The organism is Natrinema saccharevitans, assembly GCF_001953745.1.
Taxonomy (GTDB): Archaea; Halobacteriota; Halobacteria; order Halobacteriales; family Natrialbaceae; genus Natrinema; species Natrinema saccharevitans.
Genome location: NZ_LWLN01000001.1, coordinates 1012878 through 1035064 on the forward strand (window position 1 = coordinate 1012878; position 22187 = coordinate 1035064).

A 22187-nucleotide genomic window follows, 5' to 3' on the forward strand; every position below is an offset into this window, starting at 1 on the left:
CGACTATGCTATGCCACTGATAAACAAATCTTATGCGCGCCGAGTCGGTTCCCTGAGACAGGATGGTACGTGAGAGTTGGGCGAGTCGGGCCGGATTCATCTTGGCCGCGGTCGGCAGCGCGATCGGACTGGGGAACATCTGGCGATTTCCCTGGATGACCGCGGAGAACGGTGGGAGCGCCTTTCTGCTGTTGTATCTGCTCATCGTCCTCGTCGTCGGGGTACCGGGATTGCTGGCCGCGTTCGTGATCGGCCGACGGTCGAATCGGAACCCAGTGGGTGCGTTCAAATCACTCGCCGGATCGCGTCTCTGGACGGCGTTGGGCGTCCTCTGTGTCGTCACCTCGATCATGCTGATGTCGTTCTACAGCGTCGTCGGCGGGTGGATCCTTCGGTACTTCCTCGAGAGCGCGACGGGCGCCTATTTCGCGGCTCCCGAAACCCACTTCGCGGCGATCAGCTACGGTGCCGAAGCGTTCGGCTACCAGCTCGCCGTCCTCGCGGTCACGTCCCTGATCGTCGCCGCGGGAGTCAGACGCGGCATCGAAGCGACGACGAAAGTGATGATACCCGGCGTCGTCGTATTGCTCGTCGGACTCGCGGTCTGGGCGGCCCGACAACCCGGCGCAGTGCAGGGATACGAGTTCTACCTCCAATTCGACGGTGCCTACCTCGCGGCGAACTTCCTCTCGGTGCTGGGAGCGGCCGCCGGCCAGGCGCTGTTTACCCTCTCGATCGGCAGCGGGACGATGATCACCTACGCCTCCTACGTCGACGACGACCGCTCGCTGCCCCTCGACGCCTCGGCTATCGCCGTGTTCAATCTCGGCGTCGGCATTCTGGCCGGACTCGTGGTGTTCCCGCTGCTGTTCTCGTTCGCGCCGGGACCGACCGAGGGCGGCCCCGGTGCCTTGTTCATCGGGATCGCCAGTGCGTTCGCGAGCCTGCCCGCCGGGCGACTCCTCGGCGCGGTCTTCTTCCTCGTCGTTCTCCTCGCGGCCCTGACGAGCCTGATCAGCATGCTCGAGATCCCGGTCTCGTTTCTGGTCGACGAGTTCGACCTCGAGCGGTCGACGGCGACCCGGGGACTGTTCGCGCTGGTCGTCCTCACCGGCGGCGTGAACGCGTTCAGCCCCGCGGTGTTTACGCTGTTCGCGGACCAGCTCGTCGATCTCCTCTTGACACTCGGCCTGACCGGGTTCATGGCGTACACGGCCTGGGTCCTCGGCCCGGCCGCGATCGAGGAGTACCTCGAGGGTGCGGGACGCTTCTCACGCCCGCTCGCGGTCCCGTGGCGATACGCGATCGGGACCCTCTTCCCGGCGTTTCTCCTGTTTACGTTCTACGCCGACGTCACGGCCATCGTCGGGTTCTCGACGGGAACGGGACCGCTGTTGGTCGCGGTGCTGCTGACGATGCTGGCGCTCGTCTTCGTGGCCCGCCGTTCCGTCCCCGAGAACCGATCGCAACCGAGCGAGCGTATGGACTGACTGATACGGATTATCGTCACCGTTTCCCGGTGTCCCCGCAGGACGATCGCGGGGACACCGATACTGACCGACAGGAAACCGTATAAGCCACGTCGCTCGGTGCGAACCGACGTTTGTGCCGTGAACGCGACGGAGTCGATTCCACAGTCTGGAACGTGAAAAAAGCACCGACTACCGTTACCTGTGTTTCTGATATCGGTCGACGAGCAGGTCGATCCCGAACGCGCCCCGCGTGATCTCGTAGTGGGTCTCGAGACGGGGGTTGAACTTGGCCTTGTAGCGGTTGATGCTGGGGACGCCGGCCCCCACGAGGTCGTACTCCTCGATCCCGTCGCGGAGTCCGTCGCGCATGACGTGCCAGTCCAGGAGGTCGTTGATCGCGATGCCGACGTCGACGTCCGGTTTGACCCCGCCCTGCCACCGGTACCGCGTTCGATCGGATTCGACGACGAGAATGCCGCCCTGGAACTCGCCGTCGACCCGACAGGCGTAGGGCCGGATCGCGCCCTCGGGCAGCGTCTCGTACAGCGACCGCGCGAAGCCGGATCGCAGCCGGAACGGCTGGCCTTGGCTCTCGTAGCGCTGCCGGACCTTCTCGACGATGCGTTCGACGTCGTCGCCGTCGCCTTCCTCGATGACGTACGCGTCGTCGTCGGCGTTGCGGACGTTGCTCCGGGCGTCGCTGCTGAACCGCTTCTGCAGGTCCTCCTCGCTGCCCTCGAGGTCGACGACGTAGGTGTGGCCGGGGACGACGTCGTATTCGTTCCAGCGGAACGGCCGGACGTCGTCGAACGCGGCACCGGTGACGAACTTGCTGTACAGCGGCGAGATGGTCCCCTCGATCCACTCGAGACAGCCCTCGAGGAAGCGCTTGATCCGCCGATCCGCCTTGCGGCGTTTGAGCTTCGCGACGTTCAGCAGGGCGGGGCCGAGATAGCTCGTCCACGAGTGCGGTGCCGGTGAGAACGCACCGGTGATCGGTCCCTTCGCGTACTCGAAGACGGGAAAGACCCCGACGGGTTCCTGTCCCTTGAACCCGGCGAGCAGATGGGGTGTCGTGTCGGTTTCCTCGCCTTGCAACGCCAGTGCCTCCGCCCGGAAGAACGGGTTCGTGCCGTCGGACCGCTCGACGTAGCGGTTCCACTCGTCGATGTCGGCTCGCGGATCGAACTGTCGTATCTCGATACTCATAGATATCCGAGATCCGAAAGTCGGTCCTCGACGGTTCCGTCGTCGGTCGCGGTGATCGGCTCCGGATCGTAGGTCGGATACGATCGCCGCCGACCGCCGTCGACGGCCGGCAGCGGCTCGCCGTCCATGTCGTCGTCGACCGGCACGTCGAACAGCGAACAGATCGTCGGCGCGATATCGAAGATCGTCGCCCCCTCGAGGCCGGCCGATGCGTCGAACGCCGGGCCGGCGGCCGCGACGACGCCGGTGCGCTTGTGGTTCCACGGCTCCATCGGCTCGCCGAACCGCTCCCTGCCGAGATCGGCGACGATCGCGTTGTCGAAGTCCGCCGGGATCGTCATCACGTCCGGTGCCGCTTCGACGTGTGGCCCCTCGAAGTAGGTCTCCCGCGGCTCGACCGCATCGAACATCGGCTCGCCGTCGGGGGTTCGGACGGCCGACAGCGACGCGATGAGGTCCTCCCGGACGGTCTCGTACTCCTCGGGCGACACCGTCCCGTCGGGCTCGCGCCCCTCGAGGTTGATGCGGATGCCGAGTTCGCTCTTCGAGCGGACGTAGGCCCGCGAGTCGGGGAAATCGACCTGTTCGCTCGCCGCCCGGATGGCGTCGTTGGGAACCCGCTTGCCGATCGGTTCCTTCAGTCCGACTCGCTCGAGCGCGCCCGCGATCCGCTGGGTCGTGAGCCCGACCGTCGCGGCGGCGTTCAGCGCCCGTTCGACGGCGCTTGGCTCCCGGCTGCTCGCCTCGGAGCCCTCGAGGAAATCGTTCTCCCACGTCTTCGACCAGTCGGGCATCCCCTCGCCGCCGCTGCGGGCGCTGACGTAGCCCGCGTCGCGGAGGTACTCGTTGAGCCGGAACTCGTCGCCGGTCACTTTCCCCATCCCGTGGTCGCTGACGACCAGGACGTTCTCGGGCTCGGTCCGCTCGATGGTTTCGGCTACCTGTCGATCGACTTCCCGGTAGACGGCCTCGATCGCCCGCCTGTCCCCCGGTCGCTCGTGAAACACCGAGTCCGTCTGCTGGAACTGCAGGAAGCCGAAGTCGGGAGCGAACCGCCGGGAGAGGTAGCGAAACGCCTTCCCCCGGAGTTCGATCGTCCGCTCGTAGCCCTCGATCGAGCGGTCCGGTGCCGGCCCGCTCTGGGGATAGATCCAGTACTCGCCCCCGCATGCGAGCTTGACGTCCTCGAGGATCCCCTCCGGGTGACAGGTCGGTTCCTCGGGGGCGGTCAAGCCCGGAATCAGTGCGCCGTCGAACTCCCGTGCCGGATGGGTCACGGGGACGTTGACGACGACGCTCGAGCGGCCGTGATCGCCCAACAGCTCCCAGATCGGTCGCGCCCGGACGTGGGTCGCGTTGACTACGTCCCAGTCGTACCCGTCGAAGGTAAGGAAGTCGTAGACGCCGTGTTCCCCCGGGTTCTTGCCGGTGTACAGCGACGGCCAGGCGCTCGCGGTCCACGGCGGGATCTGCGACTCGAGCGGTCCCGCCGTCCCCTCCGCGAACAACCCCTGTAGCGTCGGTAGCTCGCCCGACTCGAACAGCGGCTCGAGTATCGGCAGACAGCCCGCGTCGAGGCCGACGACGAGCAGCCGAAGGTCGTCTCCGTCCGTCGAACCTGCCATGGAGGCGTTGTACCCCCGGTCGGGCTTTGTTATGCAAGTACTGGTACGCTGTAAGCCGATGCTGGCAGCGACCGTCCCGGAACGCGAGCGAACTGCGCGATCGACAGCGCGGCTGTAAGCCCCGATTGCCACCGGGGCTGACCCCGTATCGTCCGCATCACTAAGGGCACGGACGAACCGTGTCTCGCTGATGACCCTCTCTCCTACTGACCGCCCGGGAACGCAGGCATGATCAGTGCGACCCCGTCCGTGTTCGACGCCTCGCTCTCGCGGTCGGACCCCGGGGGGATCGACGCCTACGTCGAGCGCCACGCTCCCGGCGTCGGCTACGCCTACTACGGTGCCGGCAAGGTCGCGCTCCGGGACGGCCTCGCCGGCCTCGTCGAACCCGGGGAAAACGTCCTCGTCCCCGCTTACCTCTCGCCGGCCGTCGTCGAGCCGTTTCGCGAACTCGGGCTCGAGCCCCGGTTCTACGCCCTCGAGGAGAGCCTCGCCCCGGATTTCGCCGACCTCGAGTCCCGACTGGACGAGGACACCGTCGCCGTCACCTCTGTCAACTACTTCGGGTTCCCCCAGCCCGGCCTCGAGCGGCTCGCTGACCTGACCGACGAGTACGGCTGCTATCACGTCGACGACAACGCCCACGGGCCGATCAGCGTCGCCGACGGCCGGCTGCTTGGCACTCACGGCGACCTCGGGATCACGACGCTACGGAAGCTGCTACCGGTCCCCGACGGTGCCGTCCTCTATCGGGTCAGCGACGAGGTGGAGGCGGCCTTCGAGCCGTCGTCGCTGGCCGGCAGGGCGAGCCAACTCGGTGCCAGTGACTGCCGCTATCTCGCCACGTCGGTCGCCGAAACCGCACTCGACCCGCTCTACCGATCGATCGAGTCGTTCCTCGACGACGACGTCTCGAGCGTCGATCCGACCGCCAGATACGAGGCCGCGAAGGCACCGATGTCGAAGCTCTCGGCGGTCGTCACCGACGCCGCCGATCCGGACGCGATCGGGACCGCCCGCCGCGAGAACTTCCGCGCGTGGGGCCGCGTGCTGGCCGACCGCGACGATCTCTCCCCGCTGTACGAGGAGCTACCGACCGGAATCAGCCCCTACGAATATCCCGTGCTGGCGGCCGACTCGTCGTCGTTTCTCGCCGCCCTCGAGGACCGCGGCGTCGCCGGTGCCCACACCTGGCCGATCCTCCGGGAGTCCGTGCGGGGCAACGACGCCTACGAGACGGCGAACCGCTACGCCGAGTCGGTCGTCGCCCTGCCGGTCCACCAGGGGATCGAGCCGAGCGCGATCGAAACCGTCGGCGATCGACTCCGGCGGTGACGGTTCGGAACCGGCTAGTCGCCGGCGGTCGCGGTCCGCAACTCCGCCCGAACGTCCTCGTGGAGCGCGTAGGTCCGCTCGCCCGCCCGCTCGAGGACGCCCGCCGTTCGCAGCTCCGAGACCAGACTCTGGACCGCGACCCGCGATCGATCGACCCGGGCGGCGACGGTCTCGGTCCGGAGCGGGCCCGTCCGCGCGAACAGTTCGACGATCACCTCGGCCGTCTCGACCGAACACTGCGATCCCTCGCAGGCGCGGGCGAGTCGGTCCCCGATGTCCGTCTCGAGTATCTCTCCGATGCGGCGGTCCTCGTCCGCGACGACGACTCCGTTCTCGCCGGTCGCGGCCGAGTCGGCGTCTCCGCTCGAGTCCCCGTCGGCGTCGTCGACGGGCGTGTATCCGAACTCGACGGGATCGCCGCCGGCCCGGACGATCTCGGACCCGTCCCCGTCGGCCGACCCCGTCCCGGCGTCCCCGGGTCGGCTCTCGTCCGTATCGCCGTCCGGTTCCGCCTCGTGCCTCGCCGCCGCGCGCTCGCGGACGACCTCGCGCAACTGTTCGTTCTCCCCGCGGAGCCGCTCGAGTTCCGCGGTTCGGTCCTCGAGTTCGGCCTCGAGCGTCGCGACCTGCTCGTCGCGTTCCTCGAGGGACTCGCGTAACTCGTCGCGCTCGGCCTCGAGGTCCGCGATCTCCTCGTGGAGTCGGCGCAGATCATCGCTGCCGCCGGGCAGCTGGGACTGGACCGTCTCGGTGTTCTGCAGGGCGTCGGCCATCTGTCTGGCCGCGCTCGAGACGTCCCGGGCCGAGGAGAGTTCGTCCTCCAAGGTCTCGATCCGTGTTTCCTTCTTTTCGAGTTCGGTCTCGAGTTCCTGGATCCGGTCCTGTTCGCGGTCCTTGCGCTCTGAAATCTGCTGGAGGTCCCCGACCAGCGCGTCGGAGACGGACTTGAGTTCCGGGCGTTCGACGTCCTCGAGGCCGGGGGTCGCGCCGGCGTCGAAGGTCCGCTTGCGCCGGAACTGGACCTTCCGGACGTCGGTCTCGGTCCAGTCGGTCTGGACGAACGCCTGCCCGTCGTCGAGGTCGGAGACGAGGTCCGAGTACTCGGTGTCGATGATCCGGCCGACGACCTTGGTGTCGTTGTCCCAGGTCAGCCGGTGCCAGACCAGCCAGTTGGCCTGCGTGATGAAGTCCTTCTTGACGTCGGCGGGCCGCTGGCTGATCCCCAGAATGCCGAGTCCGTGCTTGCGGCCGCGCTTGCTGATCTTGATCAGCAGGTTCCCCGTCTCGCCGACCCCGCCGCCCTCGGGGATGTACTCGTGGACCTCCTCGACGACCAGCAGGAAGGGCTTTTTGAGCTTCTTCTCCTTGACGAACAGCTGTCGGGCGACCTCCCGGAGCAACTCGTCGGCCACGTCCGAATCGAGATAGCCCGAGACGTCGAGGATGACGGGGACGTTCTCCTCGAGGGCGATCGTCGCCATCTGCTCGGCGTGTTCCGGCCCGATCTGGATGTCACACTCCTCGTCGGCCCCGGCGTGGAGCATCTCGTACTCCTCTTTCAGGCCGTAGTACTCGCCGTCGGTGTCGACGATCAGGAGCGGATAGCCGGCCTCGAGCAACTCCTCGGCGATGACCGACGCGGTGTTGGACTTGCCGGACCCCGACTTCCCAGTGACGAACCCGCGTCCGGTCAGCAGTTCGACCACGGGCAGCTTGAGGTCGGCACCGTCGTCGGTCTCGCCGACGAGGATCTGGCGCTGCTTGGTGTCGTCGCTCACCGACGCCCCACCCCGGCCGCGCTCGAGTCAGTCATATCAGTACGGTTCGAACACGACACCTTGAATATTGGCCTCGGCTCGAGCCGCGAGGCCGCGGCGGCGAGGACTACGGCTACGACGACGCGACTGTCTCGCCTGCGGCCGTCACGAATTCTCGATCGAAGTTTGGGTGGTGATCTCTCACGCGAATAACTCCTTGACGAGATCAATAGCTGTCACAGCGCAGGCATAGTCGAGTGAGTTGACCAGCAGTATGTACACTAGCGGTGCGTTCCAGTATTCGAACGAGGCGGCAGTCGCGAGGACGACAGCCTCAACGAGCGTCGCTTGCCAGATGCAAGCTTTGGAGAAAAGGACCCCAGAAAACGCCCAGAACGATCAGAACGAGAACCGACGCAAAGAGGATATATCTACGTTTTCGAGGCGACAAGACCCGCTATTAATCTAGACTGCAAATCGATTGATTGGCACAATTATAAATAGAAATCTAATTAATATAAGCTAGAAACACAATATCTTATATAGTAATAACAGCAACCAATCTTATAGCTATTCATACTAGAAATAATTTCCCATATAAAAAGAACTGATACTGACGACCGAATATATTAATACATGGATGGAGACTATAATGTAAAAAGACGAAACGTGATGAAAGCAGCAACTACTTCTGTAGTCGGCTTGAGTTCTTTCCCGACAGTACTTGGTGCAAAACCAAGCGGTCGATATGTGGGAGTAGCATATGATCCCACAACTCATGAGATCCTTGGGTCTGCTTCAGGCAAGTTCAATTCCACCCAAAGAAAACTGAGGGGGAATCTTAGAGTTTCTGGTGAAGAAATTAATATGAGTAGCGGATTAACTCCCGAACGAAAAATTTCAAACAAGGGTTTCATAACAAGTAATTTTGAGAAGGTGGACAAAATTGGAATTGCTAAAAAAAGCCAGGAAGAGAACAAGGGAAAAGACAGGCAAATAAAGACACCCAGAAAAATCACAATTCTTGCTCAAGATGATAAATCCCTCACAGGGGTGGTTCGAACCCCTGAGCGGGAACGTATTGCCTTCTCGATCTCCAAATCATCTAATAATACTCGGCATGACGTTGAAGAGGTTGTGAAAAAGTACGCACCAACTAAAGAAAAAGACCTTCTAACAGATAGCATAGAGAATAGAGGGACCAAGTTAACTACTCAGGCAGGAGGCTGCGATACAGGAAATTGTGATGATTCACGATACGAAGTTTTAGATTACCGTAGAACACATTCTGCAATTGGAGAAGTTGAAGGGCAATATAAATATTGTACTTATTTAACTGCAGATGCAGAGAATGGACATGATCCAGATCAAGTTCGAACATGGAATCGTTGGAATGTCCAAAGATTCTATTCTGAGACTCCTGATCCGAGTGAAGATCAATATGATGATTGTAACTATGGAACTCCATGTCATGTTATGAGTCCTATAAGTATGAGATTCAATATCGATGTCTCTTATAATCGTGGATATCAGAATAATAATGCATATGTTAGTGAGCTTAATCCTGGTGAAAACCATGATAACGGAGACGAATTTAATTTCGGGATATCGATTGGCGCAGGATATGGTATAATCTCAGCTGGCTGGTCAATATCAAAAAATGGGAATGCGCAATCTCCCGAGATCAACCAACCACACCGTGAAATAGAATGGGACTATCCAATTGATTTCTTCCCACGAGAACAGACAAACTCCCGTGGCGTTTACTTTAATGTTCACGGAGGGGAAGAGAATAGAGAAGAAGAATTCGAAATAGTAGCAGAAACTGATTGGCAAATATTGGAACTAGGAACCGATGGATCCCGTGTCGGTGTGTTCTCAACAGCAGATCAACACTCGCTCCACCCAAAATTTGAAGTCCTAGAGTCTGGATAAGTGAGTTTAGAATGGATGATTATCCCTGTGGTGGGTTCAAGTTAGGGAAAAGAAAATTAATAAAAACAACTGCTATCGGGTCTGTAGCAACACTCTCAGGTTGCCTCTCTGTCCTGAGTGACCGGAAAATATCCTTGTATATTTTGAATTGGAGCGAATCTCAGAGGGAAATATCAGTTCGGGCACTTCAAGATGATAGAATAGTCTTTGAGGATAGTTTCACACTCAGTCAAAATGAGGATGTGCTACGGAAAGATGCTATTGATGGTGGAAACTATACTTTTAAAGTTACTATTGATACAGGAACGACTAGTGATTATAAATTCTCTATGAGTAATTGTGAGGATAATAGGTTAATAGTAAGAGTACGAGATAAGGAACTCATTCAATTTGACCAGACAGAATGTTAGTTATATTATATTATTTCGGAGATCAATACTGGCTTTGTACTCGACGTACGACTACCCGGGGTCGTAGATAGGATCCTCGAATAACGCGGCCTCGCCAGCAGGGACGGTCGCGACAGGGTACTCGACTTCGACGAGTTGCTCTCGGCCCATCGACTTCCGCGTCCCGATCGCCGAACGGTCCTCCCGATTCTTGTGGGTTCTCGAATATATCCGCGACCTCGGCGTAGGCCCGTTGAGGTCCTCGACCCCACGCCTCGAGGACCTCGAGACCGTCGTCGACGCCGGCCTCGCGAAGTCGCCGTTCGATGCGGACCTGAAATCGTCCTCCCGCTCGTCGCCGCGGCGGTCAGTCCCCGTCTTCGCTCGGACCGTCGTCGACCCGCTGCTCGCGGACCGTGATCCCCTTCCGGCCCAGGTGCTGGAGCTGTTTCCGGGCGAAGTCCTCCTCGCGGCTGCCACGCGTCGCCAGAACGTAGACCAGCGCGCCGCCGGCGGGCCGCATCGTCCGCCCGGCCCGCTGGGTCCCCTGCCGGCGGGAGCCGCCCAGCCCCGAGGCGACGATGGCCAGATCGGCCGTCGGCAGGTCGATCCCCTCGTCGCCGACCCGCGAGATCAGCAGCAGGTCCCGCTCGTCGCGCCGGAACTCCTCGAGCAGCCGCCGGCGCTCGTGATGGGGCGTCTCCCCGCTGAGGAAGGGCACCTCGAGCGCTTCGGAGAGTTCCCGGCCCTGCTCGAGGTAGTCGACGAAGACGATCGCCTTCGCCTCGGGATGGGCCGACAGCAGGTACCGCACCTCGTCGATCTTGCCCCGGTTGCGGGCGGCGATGCGGTACTTCTCCCGGCCTTCGGCCGACGCGTAGGCGTTTCGCTGCTCGTCGTCGCCCCACGGCACGTAGCGGATCTCGAGTTCGGGTTCGGCGACGAAGCCGGCGTCGAACAGCGCCTCCCAGTCGGTGCCGATCGGCGGGCCGACGAGGGTGAAGATCTCGGTCTGGCGGTCGTCCTCCCGGATGGGACTGGCGGAAAGGCCCAGCCGGTGTTTCGACTGCAGGTGCGTGCTCCGCCGATAGACGTCCGAGGGGACGTGCTGGCACTCGTCGAAGATCACCAGCCCCCACTCGCGGTCGTCGAACAGCGAGCGGTGGCGGTCCATCCCCGCGATCTGGTAGGTCGCGATCGTCACCGGGCGGACGTTCTTCCGCCCGCCGTGGTACTGGCCGATCTGATGGGGCTCGAGCGAGGTGTACTCGACGATCGTGTCGGCCCACTGCTGGGCGAGGTCGCGGCTCGGCACGAGGACGAGGGTCTCGCCCTCGACGTGGGCCATCGCGCCCATCGCCGCGACGGTCTTCCCGCTGCCCGGCGGGCCGACGAAGACGCCCTCGCCGGCCTCGGCGAAGCGATCGACCCACGTTCGCTGGTAGTCCCGCAGCGACACCTGCAGGTCGATCGACAACGCTTCGCCGGACTCGAGGTCGCGGTGGTCTTGCACCGGGTAGCCGGCCTCGTAGAGGATCCGCTTGATCGCCGCCTCCGCGCCCTCCCGGACCCAGTCTTCCGTCTCGGAGATCGGTGCGTGGACGTGTTCCTCGTCCAGTTTCTGGCGGGCGACGTTGCCCATGATCTCGGGCGTCTGGGCCTCGAGGACGGTGTAGCCGTCCTCGTGGGTGGTCAGCCGGAACTGGTGGGCCCGGTCCCACTGGCCGTGGACCCACTCCTCGAGGGCCTCGGAGCGCTGGCCGAGCGCCTGTCGCATCGTTCGGGCGAGATTCTCGAACGAGTCGTGGGGCGTACTCCAGACGTCCTCGGGCCGGACGACGTAGCGATACCCCTGTTCGCCGTTGGCGTCGGCCAGGTGGGCGAACTGGGCCAGTTGCGCGCGCGTGAACTGGTCCGGACGGTCGACGACGATCTCCCGACGCTTCGGGAAGACGACGATCCGCTCGCGGTCCGTGAGGTCCTCGAGTTCCGTCGGGTACCAGACAACCGGATCCGTCGAGACCGAAAGTCGCTCGAGGGAGCCGTCCTCGGCCAGTTCCGCGAGCCGGTCGCTGGCGTCTTCGTGGGGGATATCGAGCGCGCGGGCGACGGCCGCGGCGGTCAGGACGGGCCGGCCCTCCCGCTGGCTGGCGTCGTGGAAGTCGGCGATGGTGAACTCCTCGGCATCGGTCGCTCCCTCGTCGGCGTCGGTCGCCTCGCCGCCGGCAGTCGACCCGCCGCCGGCCGACTCGTCAAGATCGGGGTCGCTTCGCTGCTCGTCGGAGGGTGTCGCAGAACGTTCGTCGGTCACTGCCCGGTCTAACGGCGGTGCGGGTAAACCGATTTCGTTCGCGGGTGCCGGCCGCTCGAGGCCGGCGGCGCCGTCCGGGACGACCCGGCCGCGAGCCCGGATAGCTATATGCGACTGGGCGGTGTCGAGTCGGGGTATGTACCGCGCGATCCTCCCCGAGGGACAGATCGAGTGCGACCGGTACGACCGCACGGATACGGGCGTTGAACTCTACAACGACGACGAGCAGTTCATCGCGTTCGTCCCCTACGACAACCTCCACGCGCTGGTCGACGAGGCGTTCTACGGCGAGGACGACCGCTCGGTCATGTAGCCGGCTGCTGATCGATCGCCTCGAGCTGCTCGCGGTACCGGTTCCGGACCGTGACGACGGTCGTCTGGGCGGTGTCGGCGACGGCCCGCTGTGGGATGGTCTCGTCACAGAGCAGCCCGGCGGCGTAGATGGCCGCGGCCGCGAAGCCGGTCGGCGACTTGCCCGAGTGCAGGCCCTGCTCGGTCGTCCGGTCGATGATCTCGACGGCCTTGGTCTCGACGTCCGTGCCGACGTCGAGTTCCGAACAGAACCGCGGGACGAACTGCCGTGGGTTCGTCGGCTCGAGGTTGATGTCCAGTTCGTCCGCGATGTACCGGTAGGTCCGACCGATCTCCCGTTGCTCGACGCGTGACACGGCGGTTACTTCCTCGAGGCTCCGGGGGATGTCCTCCTTCCGGCAGGCGGTGTACAGCGACGCCGTCGCGACGCCCTCGATCGAGCGCCCGCGGATGAGGTCCTGCTCGAGCGCTCGCCGGTAGATAACGCTCGCTGTCTCCTTGACTGGCCTGGGGACGCCCAGCGCGCTGACCATTCGGTCGATCTCCGAGAGGGCGTACTTGAGGTTGCGTTCGCCGGCGTTTTTCGTCCGGATCCGTTCCTGCCAGACCCGCAGTCGATGGAGTTGGCCGTGTTTGTCCGCGGACATCGAGTGGCCGTTGGCGTCCTTGTTGCGCCAGTCGATGGTCGTCGTCAGCCCCCGGTCGTGCATCGACTGGGTCAGGGGCGCGCCGACCCGGGAGAGTTCGTCGTGTTCCTGTGCGTTGAACGCCCGCCATTCGGGCCCGTAGTCGATGGGCTCCTCGGTCAGGACGAGCCCACACTCCTCACAGACACGCTCTCCTCGATCGGGATCGTGTACGATCGTGTCGGTCTCACAGTCGGGACACAGACCAGCCTCGACCTGCTCGGATTGTGATTCGTCGCTGGCGTGATCGATGATAGACCGCGTCATTAGTACTCGACCGAAACCGTGCCGGCATTGTAAGGAGTTCACATGGTTTCGGCGGAAACACCGACTTACCGTTCCCGCCCGGCGATCCGAAGCGGAAAGCGGAGAGAAAGGACCCGGCCGTCGACTGTCCGCGAGCGAACAGCCCCGACGGTCGGGTCGAAACCGTGTCCCATCGGTCGTGTCCGGGCGAAACGACCGCCGATCGGTCGTTTCGACCCACTCTGACTACTGATCACATGCAACAAGAAACGGTCCGACCGTTTCGCCGAGTCGCCGACGTAAATCACCCCTTCATTCCGTAAACCGCTCTTTCGTGTGTGAACTGTCGCTCGAATTTATATCGGTCCCAGCGGACGTTCGGTACCAGTGCCGTGTCCCGACGTACCCCCTCGCCGCACGGTCGTCGTTCCTTTCACCCCTTACTCGCCCGTACGTCGTCGATATACGCACGCAATCCCCGGATACGAACCGGGCTCGACGCCCGTCGTCACTGCCCGTCTCGCCCTCGAGCGGCCGCCGCTAGCGGTCGGCCGAGAAGTCGATCCGTACCTCCTTTGCAGACGGTGCGAAACGTAGTCGTGTTTAAGAGTATCTCTGTTGGTGTTCAACCTGGTGTGTCAAACGTGATTTCGACCCGCCGTTTGAACGTACAGCGGTCGTCGTCGAGTCGATATGCCGGGGATCCGGCGTTCCGGTGTCAGGGTGTAACAAGCTCGAATGGGACGGATACGACCGGGGGGAGTCGGTGATGTCCTCGGTCGATACGTCGTTGCCCGACGAGATCGCGTCGGTCACCGACGACGAGGGCGAGCGTCTCTCGAAGGACGTCATTTTCGAACTATTAAAGAATCGCAGACGGCGGGAAGTCCTCACATACTTGCTGGAAGCCGACGAAACCGTCACCCTCGGCGAACTCGCCGAACAGATCGCGGCCTGGGAGAACGACACCGAAATCAACGCGCTCAGCTCCGATCAGCGAAAACGGGTCTATGTCGCCCTCTATCAGACCCACCTGCCGAAGATGGACGACGCCGGCATCGTCGAGTACGATCAGGACCGCGGGCTGATTTCGCTGTCGGACAACGCCGACCTGCTGATGATGTATCTCGATACCGAGACCCATCGACAGGACCGGTGGGACCGGTGGTACGCCGCCCTCAGTGTGGTCGGTGCGTCCCTCCTCGCTGCGGCGTTTCTCGGCTTTCCCGTGCTTGCCGCCGTTCCGATGACCGCGCTCGCCGCCGTCGTCATCGCCGCGTTCTGTTGTCTCTCCGGCGCCCATCTCGTCCGGAACCACCATCAGGAGCGCAACGTCGACGGCAAACTCTCCCGCATCGAGTGATCCCCGATCCGCCGGTCTCGACTCGTCCGTTTCGACGGTCGTCACTCCGGGCGGGTTCCGGTCACTTTCGCCCACCGAGCGGCGGGTCGTCGCTCGAGTTGCCTGATCGGAGTCGCGCCCGTCCGATCGCCACGACCGATCGCCGTACCGCCGACCGCTGAGAAGCCTTTTTACTACCTGGTTCCGTAGGGGTCACTGGCTCCCGACGACCGTCATCCAGTACCGGAGCAGTCGCGTGCCAGCAGCTGTTCCAGGCGCGGGAGCCTTCTCGATACGCTCCGACCCGAACAGTCCTCACTCCGTCTCGAGAGACGAGTCCGGCCGGCACTCGCGGCCGCCGTTACGAGTCCCCGCGGCCCACGGGGCAGCGCGCTCGCGACCGGAAAAAACTCGAGCGTTACTGATCGCGCGCGTTGTACTGCACGTCGACTGCCGCGTCCCCGCGCAGTCGGAAGTCGACGACATCGCCGTCGAACCAGTAGGCGTCGAGCCAATTGCCGACCGCGCCGCGAACCGCCCGCCCCTCGACGACGTCTTCGTCGTCGATCGAGGCGTCGCGGTAGTCCGACTTGACGATCGCCCCGTCGACCTCGAGGGCGTAGGTCGTCGGCCCGTCGGCGTCGGTGCCGTCGATCACCAGCGCGTGGGGAAGTATCTCGTGGGCGCCGTACTCGCTGGGGTCGATCGGTTCGCCGTCGACCGTGATCGTCGCGGTCCCGTCCGTGAACGTCACGTCGGTCAGCGCGCCCGAGAACCGGAAGGTCTGGGTGCCGTCCGTGACGGAACTCTGGACGGTCGAGCCCGAGACGGTCGTGGCCTCCGCGGCCGGTTCGTCGTCTGCGAGGTCGATCGTCCCGTCGACGGTGATCTCGTAACTCGTCGCCGTTCCGTCGCCGCTGACCTCGAGGACGTGAGGCAGGTCCGAGCCGTAATCGTCGGGATCGACCGCGTCGCCGTTGACCAGCACGGTGCCGGGGCCATCGACGGTCAGTTCGGCGAGATCGCCGTCGAAGCGGAAGGCGTCCTTCCAGTCGGCGACGCTGCCCCGGACCGTCGAGCCGTCGATGGTGTCCTCGTCGTCGATCGACGCGCCCTCGGCGTTCGAGCGCTCGACGTCGCCGTCGACGGTGAACTCGTAGCGCGTCGCGTCCGCCGAACTGCCGTCGACCAGCAGGAGGTTCGGGAGCCCGTCGCCGTCCGTCCCGTCGGCCGAGTCGGCGGCCGAATCACTCGAACCCTCGCCCGTCGCGGCTTCTTCGGGCGTCGTCGGAACGCCGTCGGGGACCGAGAGATCGGGGTCGCTCGAGACGGCGCTGGCGACGTCGACCGTCGAGCCGCTGGCGCGTTGAATCTCGCCGCGGACGCCGCCGCTTTGGAAGTCGACGCTGCCGGGCGAGCCGTTCGCGCCGGCCACGAGCGCGTAGGGGTAGGGACCGGCCGCGAAGTGGGAGTCGCGGATCGTCACGGTCCCGCCGTTCCAGACCCAGACGGGGCGACCGTCGGTCTCGCCGTAGCCGCCGTAACCGGGGCCGTAGTCGGTGTCGTCGTTGTACGCGACGCAGTCGACGATCTCGTCGTCGGCGCTGCCACAGCGGAACGTGGTGACGCCGTTGTTCTTGCCGAAACAGCGCTCGAAGCGGACGCTGCCGCCGTAAGGCGTGTTGGAACAATAAAAACCGTTGTTCGGGAACCCCTGGACGTTGCAGCGCCGGAACGTCACGTCGGCGTCGTTTTCCGGGTGCATGAAGACGCCGCCGGGCCCGTGAACGAAACTCGAGCCCTCCTTGGTCGCGCCGTCGCCGAGGTAGACGTTCTCGACGAGGACGTCACCGGCACCGGCCTTGATCGAGATCATGAAGGAGTCACCCCGATAGAGTCCCTCGAACCCGACGTTCCGAATCGTCGCGTTCGCGCCGTCGACGTAGAGCAGGAAGCCCTCGCCGGTGGTCAGGTCGATCAGCTTGTTCTCGAAGGTTTCGCCGCGGCCGATCCTGACCGTCTGCCCGCGGGCTTCGATGGTTTCGTAGTCGTCGCCGGCGGCGGCCGCCGCCCCCGTCAGCGTCGCCGCCGCCGTCGTCGTCCCGGCCAGCTTCATGTACGATCGCCGGTGTAGTAATCCGTCCTTATCGCTCTCGTCGCTCGCCTCCCCGCGCGGGGAGGGGGACGACTCGCCGTCCGATACCGAAGGGTCGCGTGCCATGCAATCGGGTAATACGATACTACCAGTATAAACTTTCCCTATTTGCGGGCATAAAATTAACAGACTGTAACTATATACAGCACTATTCGCAGAAGATTTGGTGATATTCGGCAATGCATTTTATGAGGCGCAACTTTCGGCTCGGGACCTCGGTAAGTAGCTATTACCAGGACGGGCGGCCGATTCCGGGCCCGCTCGAGGGCGACCTCGATCGATAATCACTGATTACTCGACGCTCCGGCGTCGGAACGGGGAACCCGAGGACCGGAAGCGGTGCGGAAGAACAGCGGAAAACGGTGGAGGGGTGCGGCGTCAGCGGGACTGCGGTGGCGGGAAGCGGTCAGCAGGGTTGTGATGTGGAGGGGCCGGCGTCAGCGGTGTCGGAGAAGGACGTGTCAGCGGGGGGTGTGACGGGGTCCGTCGGCGACTCAGTTCGACGCGCCCGACGCCGCTTCCTCGGGCGAGGTCGGGACGCCGCTGGGGATGACGGCCTCGGGGTCGGTTCCGACGCCGTCGCCGAGTTTGACGGTCGAGCCGGCGTGTTCCGCGACACCGGCGTTCTCGTCGTACTCGGAGTCCGCGATGACGACCTCGGTCGGGTTGCCGTTCGCGCCCGCGTCGATGGCGGTGTTCTGGCCGTTCATCTCGATCTGGCAGCCCTCGACCTCGACCGTACCGGGGGCCCACGCCCAGATCCCGCGGCCGACGTAGCCATTGCTTTCGTCGACGTAGACGCTCGAGTTGGTGACCTTGCTGCCCTCAGTCCCGAGTCGGAAGTGCGAGACGTAACAGTTGGCGGCGAAACTGCTGTCGATGTGGATCGTGCCGCCGCCTTTGTTGCCGGGCGCGGAGCCGTAGATCGCGTTGTCCGCGAAGTTCTGAATGTTGACGTTCTCGAAGTCGATGTGACCGTTGTGATCCGGGGCGACCCAGAAGGCCGTCTGTCCGTGGCCGTTCGGGTTGCCGTTGCCCGTACTCGAGCCGTCGCCGAGGTAGACGTTCTCGACGGTACTGGTCCCGTTGCCGGTGTCGGAGATACCGAACGTGGCGGAACCGGTTCCGGAGGTGTTCTCGCCTTTGAAGCCGACGTTTCGGATCGTCCAGTCGCTGCTGTGGGCGGTGACGACGATGTCCTGCCCGGTCGTCATGTCGATGAGCTTGTTCTCCCAGGTCTCGCCCTCGTCGAGGGTGATCGTCTGTCCCTGGGCTTCGATGACCTCGTAGTCGTCCTCGGCCGCGGCCGCGCCGGCACCGCCGAGTGCGGTCGTCGCGGTCGCCACCGCGGCGAGCGAGCGCACGTAGTTTCGGCGGCTTAATCCGCTGTTACGGCCTGTAATCGGAGTGGATTCCGTTTCGGACGTACGGGGGTTCTGCGCCATACATCATCGTAACACCGGCTTACACTCATAAACTTTTTCTTGCAGACACGTCTTAAATTTACAGACTATATTTCTAACACTGTGGAATCACGAACAAGATACCGCCGTGAATTCACGAAATTACGAACGTGATCGTGAGGAATCGGTAGCCGGTAAGCAATTGTTTTCCCCGGCAACATTCACATACGATAGTTTCTGGCCCGCTCGAGGCCGATTGCTCCCGTCGAACCGATCCTTCCGTTCCGGAGACGACACTGTTTCGACGGCGCACGATCGTGTTTTTCGCTCGTAACAGGCTATTACTCGCGCTTCAACGCGGGTGGCAGGAGAATCGCGCGGGCCGAAGCGGGCGGCAGCGGCGCGAGTCGACGGTGGCGAACGAGACGAGCGACGACGGACCGATCACGACTCGCGGCGCGGTTTCGACGTGTCGCTCGCGCGGGCGAGAGACGACGATTCGAGCGGCTCGCTCCGGCGACCACCGGTGCTTCGAGATCGACGCCGGTCGGCCTACGCGTCTCGGACGGCGTACATCTCGAACTCGTCGTTCGAGATGACCTTGTTCGCGCCGCGATACCGCACCAGTCCCTCGAGCGCCGCGCGCCGGTAGTTGAGTTGGTCGTAGATCTCGATCTCCTTCGTACGGTCCCACTCCGTGTAGACGAAGTAGTACTCGTCGGCGGGGTAGGCACCGCTGTAGTTGCCGGCGGAGAACTCGGTGGCGTTGGTGGAGCCGGTGGCCGCGGACGCGGCGCTGAGCGTGTCGTCGCCGGCGAGACCGTTGATTCCGTGGTCGTACCGGTAGGGATCGAACCCCATTCCGACGTGGGGGGTACCGTTAGTACCGTGTTCGAACCCGTCCTCGTAGCCGCTCATCATCTCTGGGGTCACGTGCTGGCCCGGATTGTAGATCAACGGCGAGGAAAACATCGTGAGCAGCCCGAGGACGAGACAGCCCCCGAGGAGCAGCGCTACGACCGCGTTCGCACCCGGTCTCGTGATCCAACTCGAGAGCCCGCCGAGGAGTTGTGCCAGTGCGATCCCGGCGAGGATGGTCAGCAACACGTAGATGAAACCGACCTGCCGGAACGCCATCGTCGGCGTGCCCAGGAAGTAGGCCGCGAAGAGGCCGCCGAGCGGGACGAGCGCGAGCGAGACGTAGTTGACGAACGCGCGGGGCTCGGCCTCGAGGCTCGAGCGGCGGAGCCAGACGACCAGGACGAACAGGCCAACGACGAGGCCGACGATCGCCGCGTCGAGGAACAGCTTCACGAACAGTTCCGGCAGGCTGCCGCCGATCTCCGTCAGCGACGTCCCGCGCTGGTTCACCGTGTTGCCGGTTCCGGTGTCGTCCGTGAGCAGCCCGGAGACGAGCGCGACCGCCGCCGATCGGAACCGCTCGTTGCCCAGCGCCCAGAGCCCGAACAGTCCGCCGAGAAGCAGCGTCTGTGCGGTCAGGGTCGGATGCTCGAGCATCGGGTGGTCGTCGAACCGCCAGCGGGCGAGATACTGAACGCCGGTGATCGCGCCGATGAGGACGACGACGTTGAACATCTGCTGGGGGTGGACCAGCAAGAGCGCGGTCGCGGTGAGAGCGAGGAGGACGCTGAACGGCGAGAGTCCGAGCGGCAGCCGCTCGACGGTCGCTCGGCGGCGGAGATAGGCGACGACCGCGAAGACGACGGGCGGGACCAGAAACAGCGCGTTCGAGTTGGTGTGGACGGCCATGTGGGTCGCGATGTTGTTGACCGGCAGTACCATCCAGGAGACGATCGCGGCGAGTCCGACCGCGAGCCCGCTGTCGGCCATCTCCCGGACGGTCAGGGGGACGAAAAGCAGGAACGGGACGAACAGGACGACCATGCCGAACAGGAGCGCGCGTTCGATCGAGACGCCGCCGACGAGGTGAAAGACCGACGCGATCGCGTGGAGGCCCGGATAGAACAGTTCGTGGGGTGCGGTCCCGCCCGAGACGATGTCCCGCGTCCAGCCCAGATGGGTCATCGGGTCGCCCATCCCGAGGAACCGATAGTTCCGGAGTACGGGGAGGCTCGCGACGGCGGTAACCGTCGTTGCGCCGAGCGCGATTCCGACTCCCTGCCGCCGGCCGCGACAGGTAAGCGCCGTCCCGACCGCGATCGCGAGCGCGAGCGCGAACCCGACCCAGACCTCGGTCGGTGAGCCGGTGTACACCGAGGATTCGTACGCCGTCGCGGGGTTGGCTCTCGCGACGAGGATCCCCGCAGCGACCGCGAGGTAGCCGACCGCGAGCGTCACGTCGAGTCGCGAGCGGTTCACGCGTTCTCACCGCGCCCGTTTGGCGGGCTCTCGACACGCATGTGTTGGTCCAGCCGTCGGCACTGGCACCGTTTGTTATCCGTCTCTTACGTTCGAAAGCAGGTGTGTGACTCGGTCTCGTCGACGACCGTGCGACCGCTATCGGTGCCGTTATGGTCGATATCGCCGTCGGAAACCGCCTGGGATCGGCTCGAGTCGCGAGCGCTCGGCGGCGACGTCCGTATGGCTACCCTGTCGTTCCGAACGGTCGGCTACGGAACGATGTCTCGATCCCGAACCGATCGACGGCTCCGATTGTTTTTGTAGACGGTCGTGATCCGCTCGAGGCAAGAGGCGATTCCGAATGTCATCCGTTCTCATCGATGAGCTATCCGTCGACGACCGCACGCTCGAGTGGTCCGTCCGCCCGTCGAGCGATCTCGAGCGGTTTTTCACCGACGACCCGTTTCGCGCCGGCTACGACGCCCCCATCGAGAACGTCCCCGAGGGGATCCTCGCGATCCCCGTTCTCGCACACGTCTGTCCGGTCGCGTGGGCCAACGGAGCCGACGTCTACGTCGACGAGGTCGACGCGACGTTCGCCCGCGCTCTCGAGGACGTCGAAGCGTCGCTGTGTGCGATGTACGACTTCCTCGAGGGTGGGGAGCTCTACGCCCGCCGGACCGTCGAGCCGGATCCCGAACCGGACGGGGAACGCGGACTGCTCTTTACCGGTGGGGTCGACTCGACGTGTTCGTACGTGCGACATCGCGACGAATCGCCGACGCTGATCGGTATCCGCGGCTGGACGATCACCCCCGACGCGGCCGACGACGAGAAGTGGGCGGCGCTCCGCGAGCGCGTGTCGGGGTTCGCCGACGACCGCGACTGTGACGCCGCGTTCGTCGAGTCGAACATGCTCTCCTTCCTCGATCACCCCATGCTGTTGGCCCACTACAAGCGCCACGTCGACGGCGGCTGGTACAGCTCCGTCGGCCACGGGCTGGGGCTGCTCGGGCTCTGTGCCCCCCTCGCGTACGCCCGCGGCATGACGGACCTCTCCGTCGCCGCGACCCACTGGGAGGGGATCGATCTCGAGTGGGGCTCCCGTCCCGATATCGACGAGCGGGTTCGGTGGGCCGGTACCCGGTGTCACCACGACGCCTACGAACTCACCCGCCAGGAGCGCCTCGATCTCATCGCCGACTACGTCCGCACCGAGGATCCCGACCTGCAACTCCAGACCTGTAACGACCGCATGGACGGCAACTGCGGCGAGTGCGAGAAGTGTTATCGTACTTCGGTCGGGCTCCGGCTGGCCGGCCTCGAGCCGACCGACCACGGCTACCCCTTCACCGACGCCGACTATCGCCGCCTCCGGCGTTCGCTCGAGCGCGGCGACTGGGTCCTCGGGCAGGACGAGCGCCACATGTGGGCCGACATTCGCGAGCGCGCACGCGAGACCGAGCCGTCGTCGCCGGCCGAGCGGGCCTTCTTCGAGTGGCTCGACGGCGTCGATCTGGACGAGTTGATTACGGCCTCGGAGCCGCCGCTGTCCCATCGACTCCTCCGGGCCGGCGCGCGAAACGCGCCGACGGCCGTCTACAACGCGGTCTACCCGGCTTGGACGACGGCGAAGGCCGGCCTTCGAACCGTTCGCTCCGAGCGGTAGGCCGTCGACGGGCCACGCG

Annotated in this window: 15 protein-coding genes; 7 read left to right on the top strand and 8 right to left on the bottom strand. The window is 64.0% G+C overall.

Features of this window, described 5'->3' with window-relative positions:
- The first annotated feature begins 62 nt into the window (after positions 1–62).
- A complete protein-coding gene (locus A6E15_RS05185) occupies positions 63–1490 on the top strand; it encodes a sodium-dependent transporter (RefSeq protein WP_076144383.1) in 1428 nt (475 codons plus the stop codon).
- A gap of 177 nt (positions 1491–1667) precedes the next feature.
- Here the strand turns inward: A6E15_RS05185 and A6E15_RS05190 are convergent, their stop codons facing one another.
- Both A6E15_RS05190 and A6E15_RS05195 read right to left on the bottom strand, forming a co-directional pair.
- Positions 1668–2681: a lipid II:glycine glycyltransferase FemX gene (locus A6E15_RS05190; protein WP_076144385.1), complete on the bottom strand. Its 1014-nt coding sequence runs from the start codon at positions 2679–2681 to the stop codon at positions 1668–1670.
- The gene (locus A6E15_RS05195) at positions 2678–4306 is read right to left on the bottom strand and encodes an alkaline phosphatase family protein (protein WP_076144388.1); all 1629 of its coding nucleotides are present in this window, start codon (positions 4304–4306) and stop codon (positions 2678–2680) included. The genes A6E15_RS05190 and A6E15_RS05195 overlap by 4 nt, the downstream gene beginning before the upstream one ends.
- Before the next feature lie 228 nt (positions 4307–4534).
- Here A6E15_RS05195 and A6E15_RS05200 point away from each other — a divergent pair, with 228 nt between their 5' ends.
- On the top strand, positions 4535–5641 hold the full coding sequence (locus tag A6E15_RS05200; RefSeq protein WP_076144390.1) for an aminotransferase class I/II-fold pyridoxal phosphate-dependent enzyme: 1107 nt from the start codon (positions 4535–4537) through the stop codon (positions 5639–5641).
- Between the two features lie 14 nt (positions 5642–5655).
- Here A6E15_RS05200 and A6E15_RS05205 read toward each other — a convergent pair whose 3' ends face one another.
- Positions 5656–7419, bottom strand: a complete 1764-nt coding sequence (locus A6E15_RS05205) for an ATP-binding protein (RefSeq protein ID WP_076144393.1) — start codon at positions 7417–7419, stop codon at positions 5656–5658.
- A 615-nt stretch (positions 7420–8034) separates the two neighbouring features.
- Between A6E15_RS05205 and A6E15_RS20255 the strand changes: the two genes are divergently transcribed.
- Together A6E15_RS20255 and A6E15_RS20260 are read left to right on the top strand one after the other, a co-directional pair.
- The gene (locus tag A6E15_RS20255) at positions 8035–9333 is read left to right on the top strand and encodes a hypothetical protein (protein WP_139326565.1); all 1299 of its coding nucleotides are present in this window, start codon (positions 8035–8037) and stop codon (positions 9331–9333) included.
- An 11-nt stretch (positions 9334–9344) separates the two neighbouring features.
- Positions 9345–9743, top strand: a complete 399-nt coding sequence (locus A6E15_RS20260; RefSeq protein ID WP_139326566.1) for a hypothetical protein — start codon at positions 9345–9347, stop codon at positions 9741–9743.
- Positions 9744–10089: 346 nt separating this feature from the next.
- On the opposite strand, the gene A6E15_RS05210 is transcribed toward A6E15_RS20260, so the two are convergent.
- Positions 10090–12033, bottom strand: coding sequence for a DEAD/DEAH box helicase (locus A6E15_RS05210; protein WP_076144396.1), 1944 nt, complete (start codon positions 12031–12033; stop codon positions 10090–10092).
- Positions 12034–12169: 136 nt separating this feature from the next.
- Here A6E15_RS05210 and A6E15_RS20800 point away from each other — a divergent pair, with 136 nt between their 5' ends.
- Positions 12170–12346 (top strand): hypothetical protein, encoded by a 177-nt coding sequence (locus A6E15_RS20800; protein WP_175607210.1) that lies wholly within the window; start codon positions 12170–12172, stop codon positions 12344–12346.
- On the opposite strand, the gene A6E15_RS05215 is transcribed toward A6E15_RS20800, so the two are convergent.
- On the bottom strand, positions 12339–13298 hold the full coding sequence (locus A6E15_RS05215; protein ID WP_076144399.1) for a transcription initiation factor IIB: 960 nt from the start codon (positions 13296–13298) through the stop codon (positions 12339–12341). The genes A6E15_RS20800 and A6E15_RS05215 overlap by 8 nt on opposite strands.
- Positions 13299–14046: 748 nt before the next feature.
- On the opposite strand from A6E15_RS05215, the gene A6E15_RS05220 reads away from it, so the two are divergent.
- Positions 14047–14640 (top strand): DUF7344 domain-containing protein, encoded by a 594-nt coding sequence (locus tag A6E15_RS05220; protein ID WP_076144401.1) that lies wholly within the window; start codon positions 14047–14049, stop codon positions 14638–14640.
- 397 nt (positions 14641–15037) lie between these two features.
- Here the strand turns inward: A6E15_RS05220 and A6E15_RS05225 are convergent, their stop codons facing one another.
- The 3 genes from A6E15_RS05225 to A6E15_RS05235 form a co-directional block, all read right to left on the bottom strand.
- A complete protein-coding gene (locus A6E15_RS05225) occupies positions 15038–16840 on the bottom strand; it encodes a hypothetical protein (protein WP_175607211.1) in 1803 nt (600 codons plus the stop codon).
- A gap of 428 nt (positions 16841–17268) precedes the next feature.
- Complete coding sequence (locus A6E15_RS05230; protein WP_076144406.1) at positions 17269–18219, bottom strand: hypothetical protein; 951 nt, start codon at positions 18217–18219, stop codon at positions 17269–17271.
- Positions 18220–18729: 510 nt separating this feature from the next.
- On the bottom strand, positions 18730–20517 hold the full coding sequence (locus A6E15_RS05235; protein WP_076144409.1) for a hypothetical protein: 1788 nt from the start codon (positions 20515–20517) through the stop codon (positions 18730–18732).
- A 343-nt stretch (positions 20518–20860) separates the two neighbouring features.
- Here A6E15_RS05235 and A6E15_RS05245 point away from each other — a divergent pair, with 343 nt between their 5' ends.
- Positions 20861–22168 (top strand): hypothetical protein, encoded by a 1308-nt coding sequence (locus A6E15_RS05245; protein WP_076144413.1) that lies wholly within the window; start codon positions 20861–20863, stop codon positions 22166–22168.
- The last annotated feature ends 19 nt before the right edge of the window (positions 22169–22187 follow it).

Bases quoted from the DNA above. Each gene is read 5' to 3' on its own strand.
- A6E15_RS05185 (WP_076144383.1), top strand. From the start codon at position 63: ATGGTACGTGAGAGTTGGGCGAGTCGGGCCGGATTCATCTTGGCCGCG.
- A6E15_RS05215 (WP_076144399.1), bottom strand. From the start codon at position 13,298: ATGACGCGGTCTATCATCGATCACGCCAGCGACGAATCACAATCCGAG.
- A6E15_RS20255 (WP_139326565.1), top strand. From the start codon at position 8,035: ATGGATGGAGACTATAATGTAAAAAGACGAAACGTGATGAAAGCAGCA.
- A6E15_RS05230 (WP_076144406.1), bottom strand. From the start codon at position 18,219: ATGGCGCAGAACCCCCGTACGTCCGAAACGGAATCCACTCCGATTACA.
- A6E15_RS05190 (WP_076144385.1), bottom strand. From the start codon at position 2,681: ATGAGTATCGAGATACGACAGTTCGATCCGCGAGCCGACATCGACGAG.
- A6E15_RS05195 (WP_076144388.1), bottom strand. From the start codon at position 4,306: ATGGCAGGTTCGACGGACGGAGACGACCTTCGGCTGCTCGTCGTCGGC.
- A6E15_RS05200 (WP_076144390.1), top strand. From the start codon at position 4,535: ATGATCAGTGCGACCCCGTCCGTGTTCGACGCCTCGCTCTCGCGGTCG.
- A6E15_RS05225 (WP_175607211.1), bottom strand. From the start codon at position 16,840: ATGGCACGCGACCCTTCGGTATCGGACGGCGAGTCGTCCCCCTCCCCG.
- A6E15_RS05245 (WP_076144413.1), top strand. From the start codon at position 20,861: ATGTCATCCGTTCTCATCGATGAGCTATCCGTCGACGACCGCACGCTC.
- A6E15_RS20800 (WP_175607210.1), top strand. From the start codon at position 12,170: ATGTACCGCGCGATCCTCCCCGAGGGACAGATCGAGTGCGACCGGTAC.
- A6E15_RS05220 (WP_076144401.1), top strand. From the start codon at position 14,047: ATGTCCTCGGTCGATACGTCGTTGCCCGACGAGATCGCGTCGGTCACC.
- A6E15_RS20260 (WP_139326566.1), top strand. From the start codon at position 9,345: ATGGATGATTATCCCTGTGGTGGGTTCAAGTTAGGGAAAAGAAAATTA.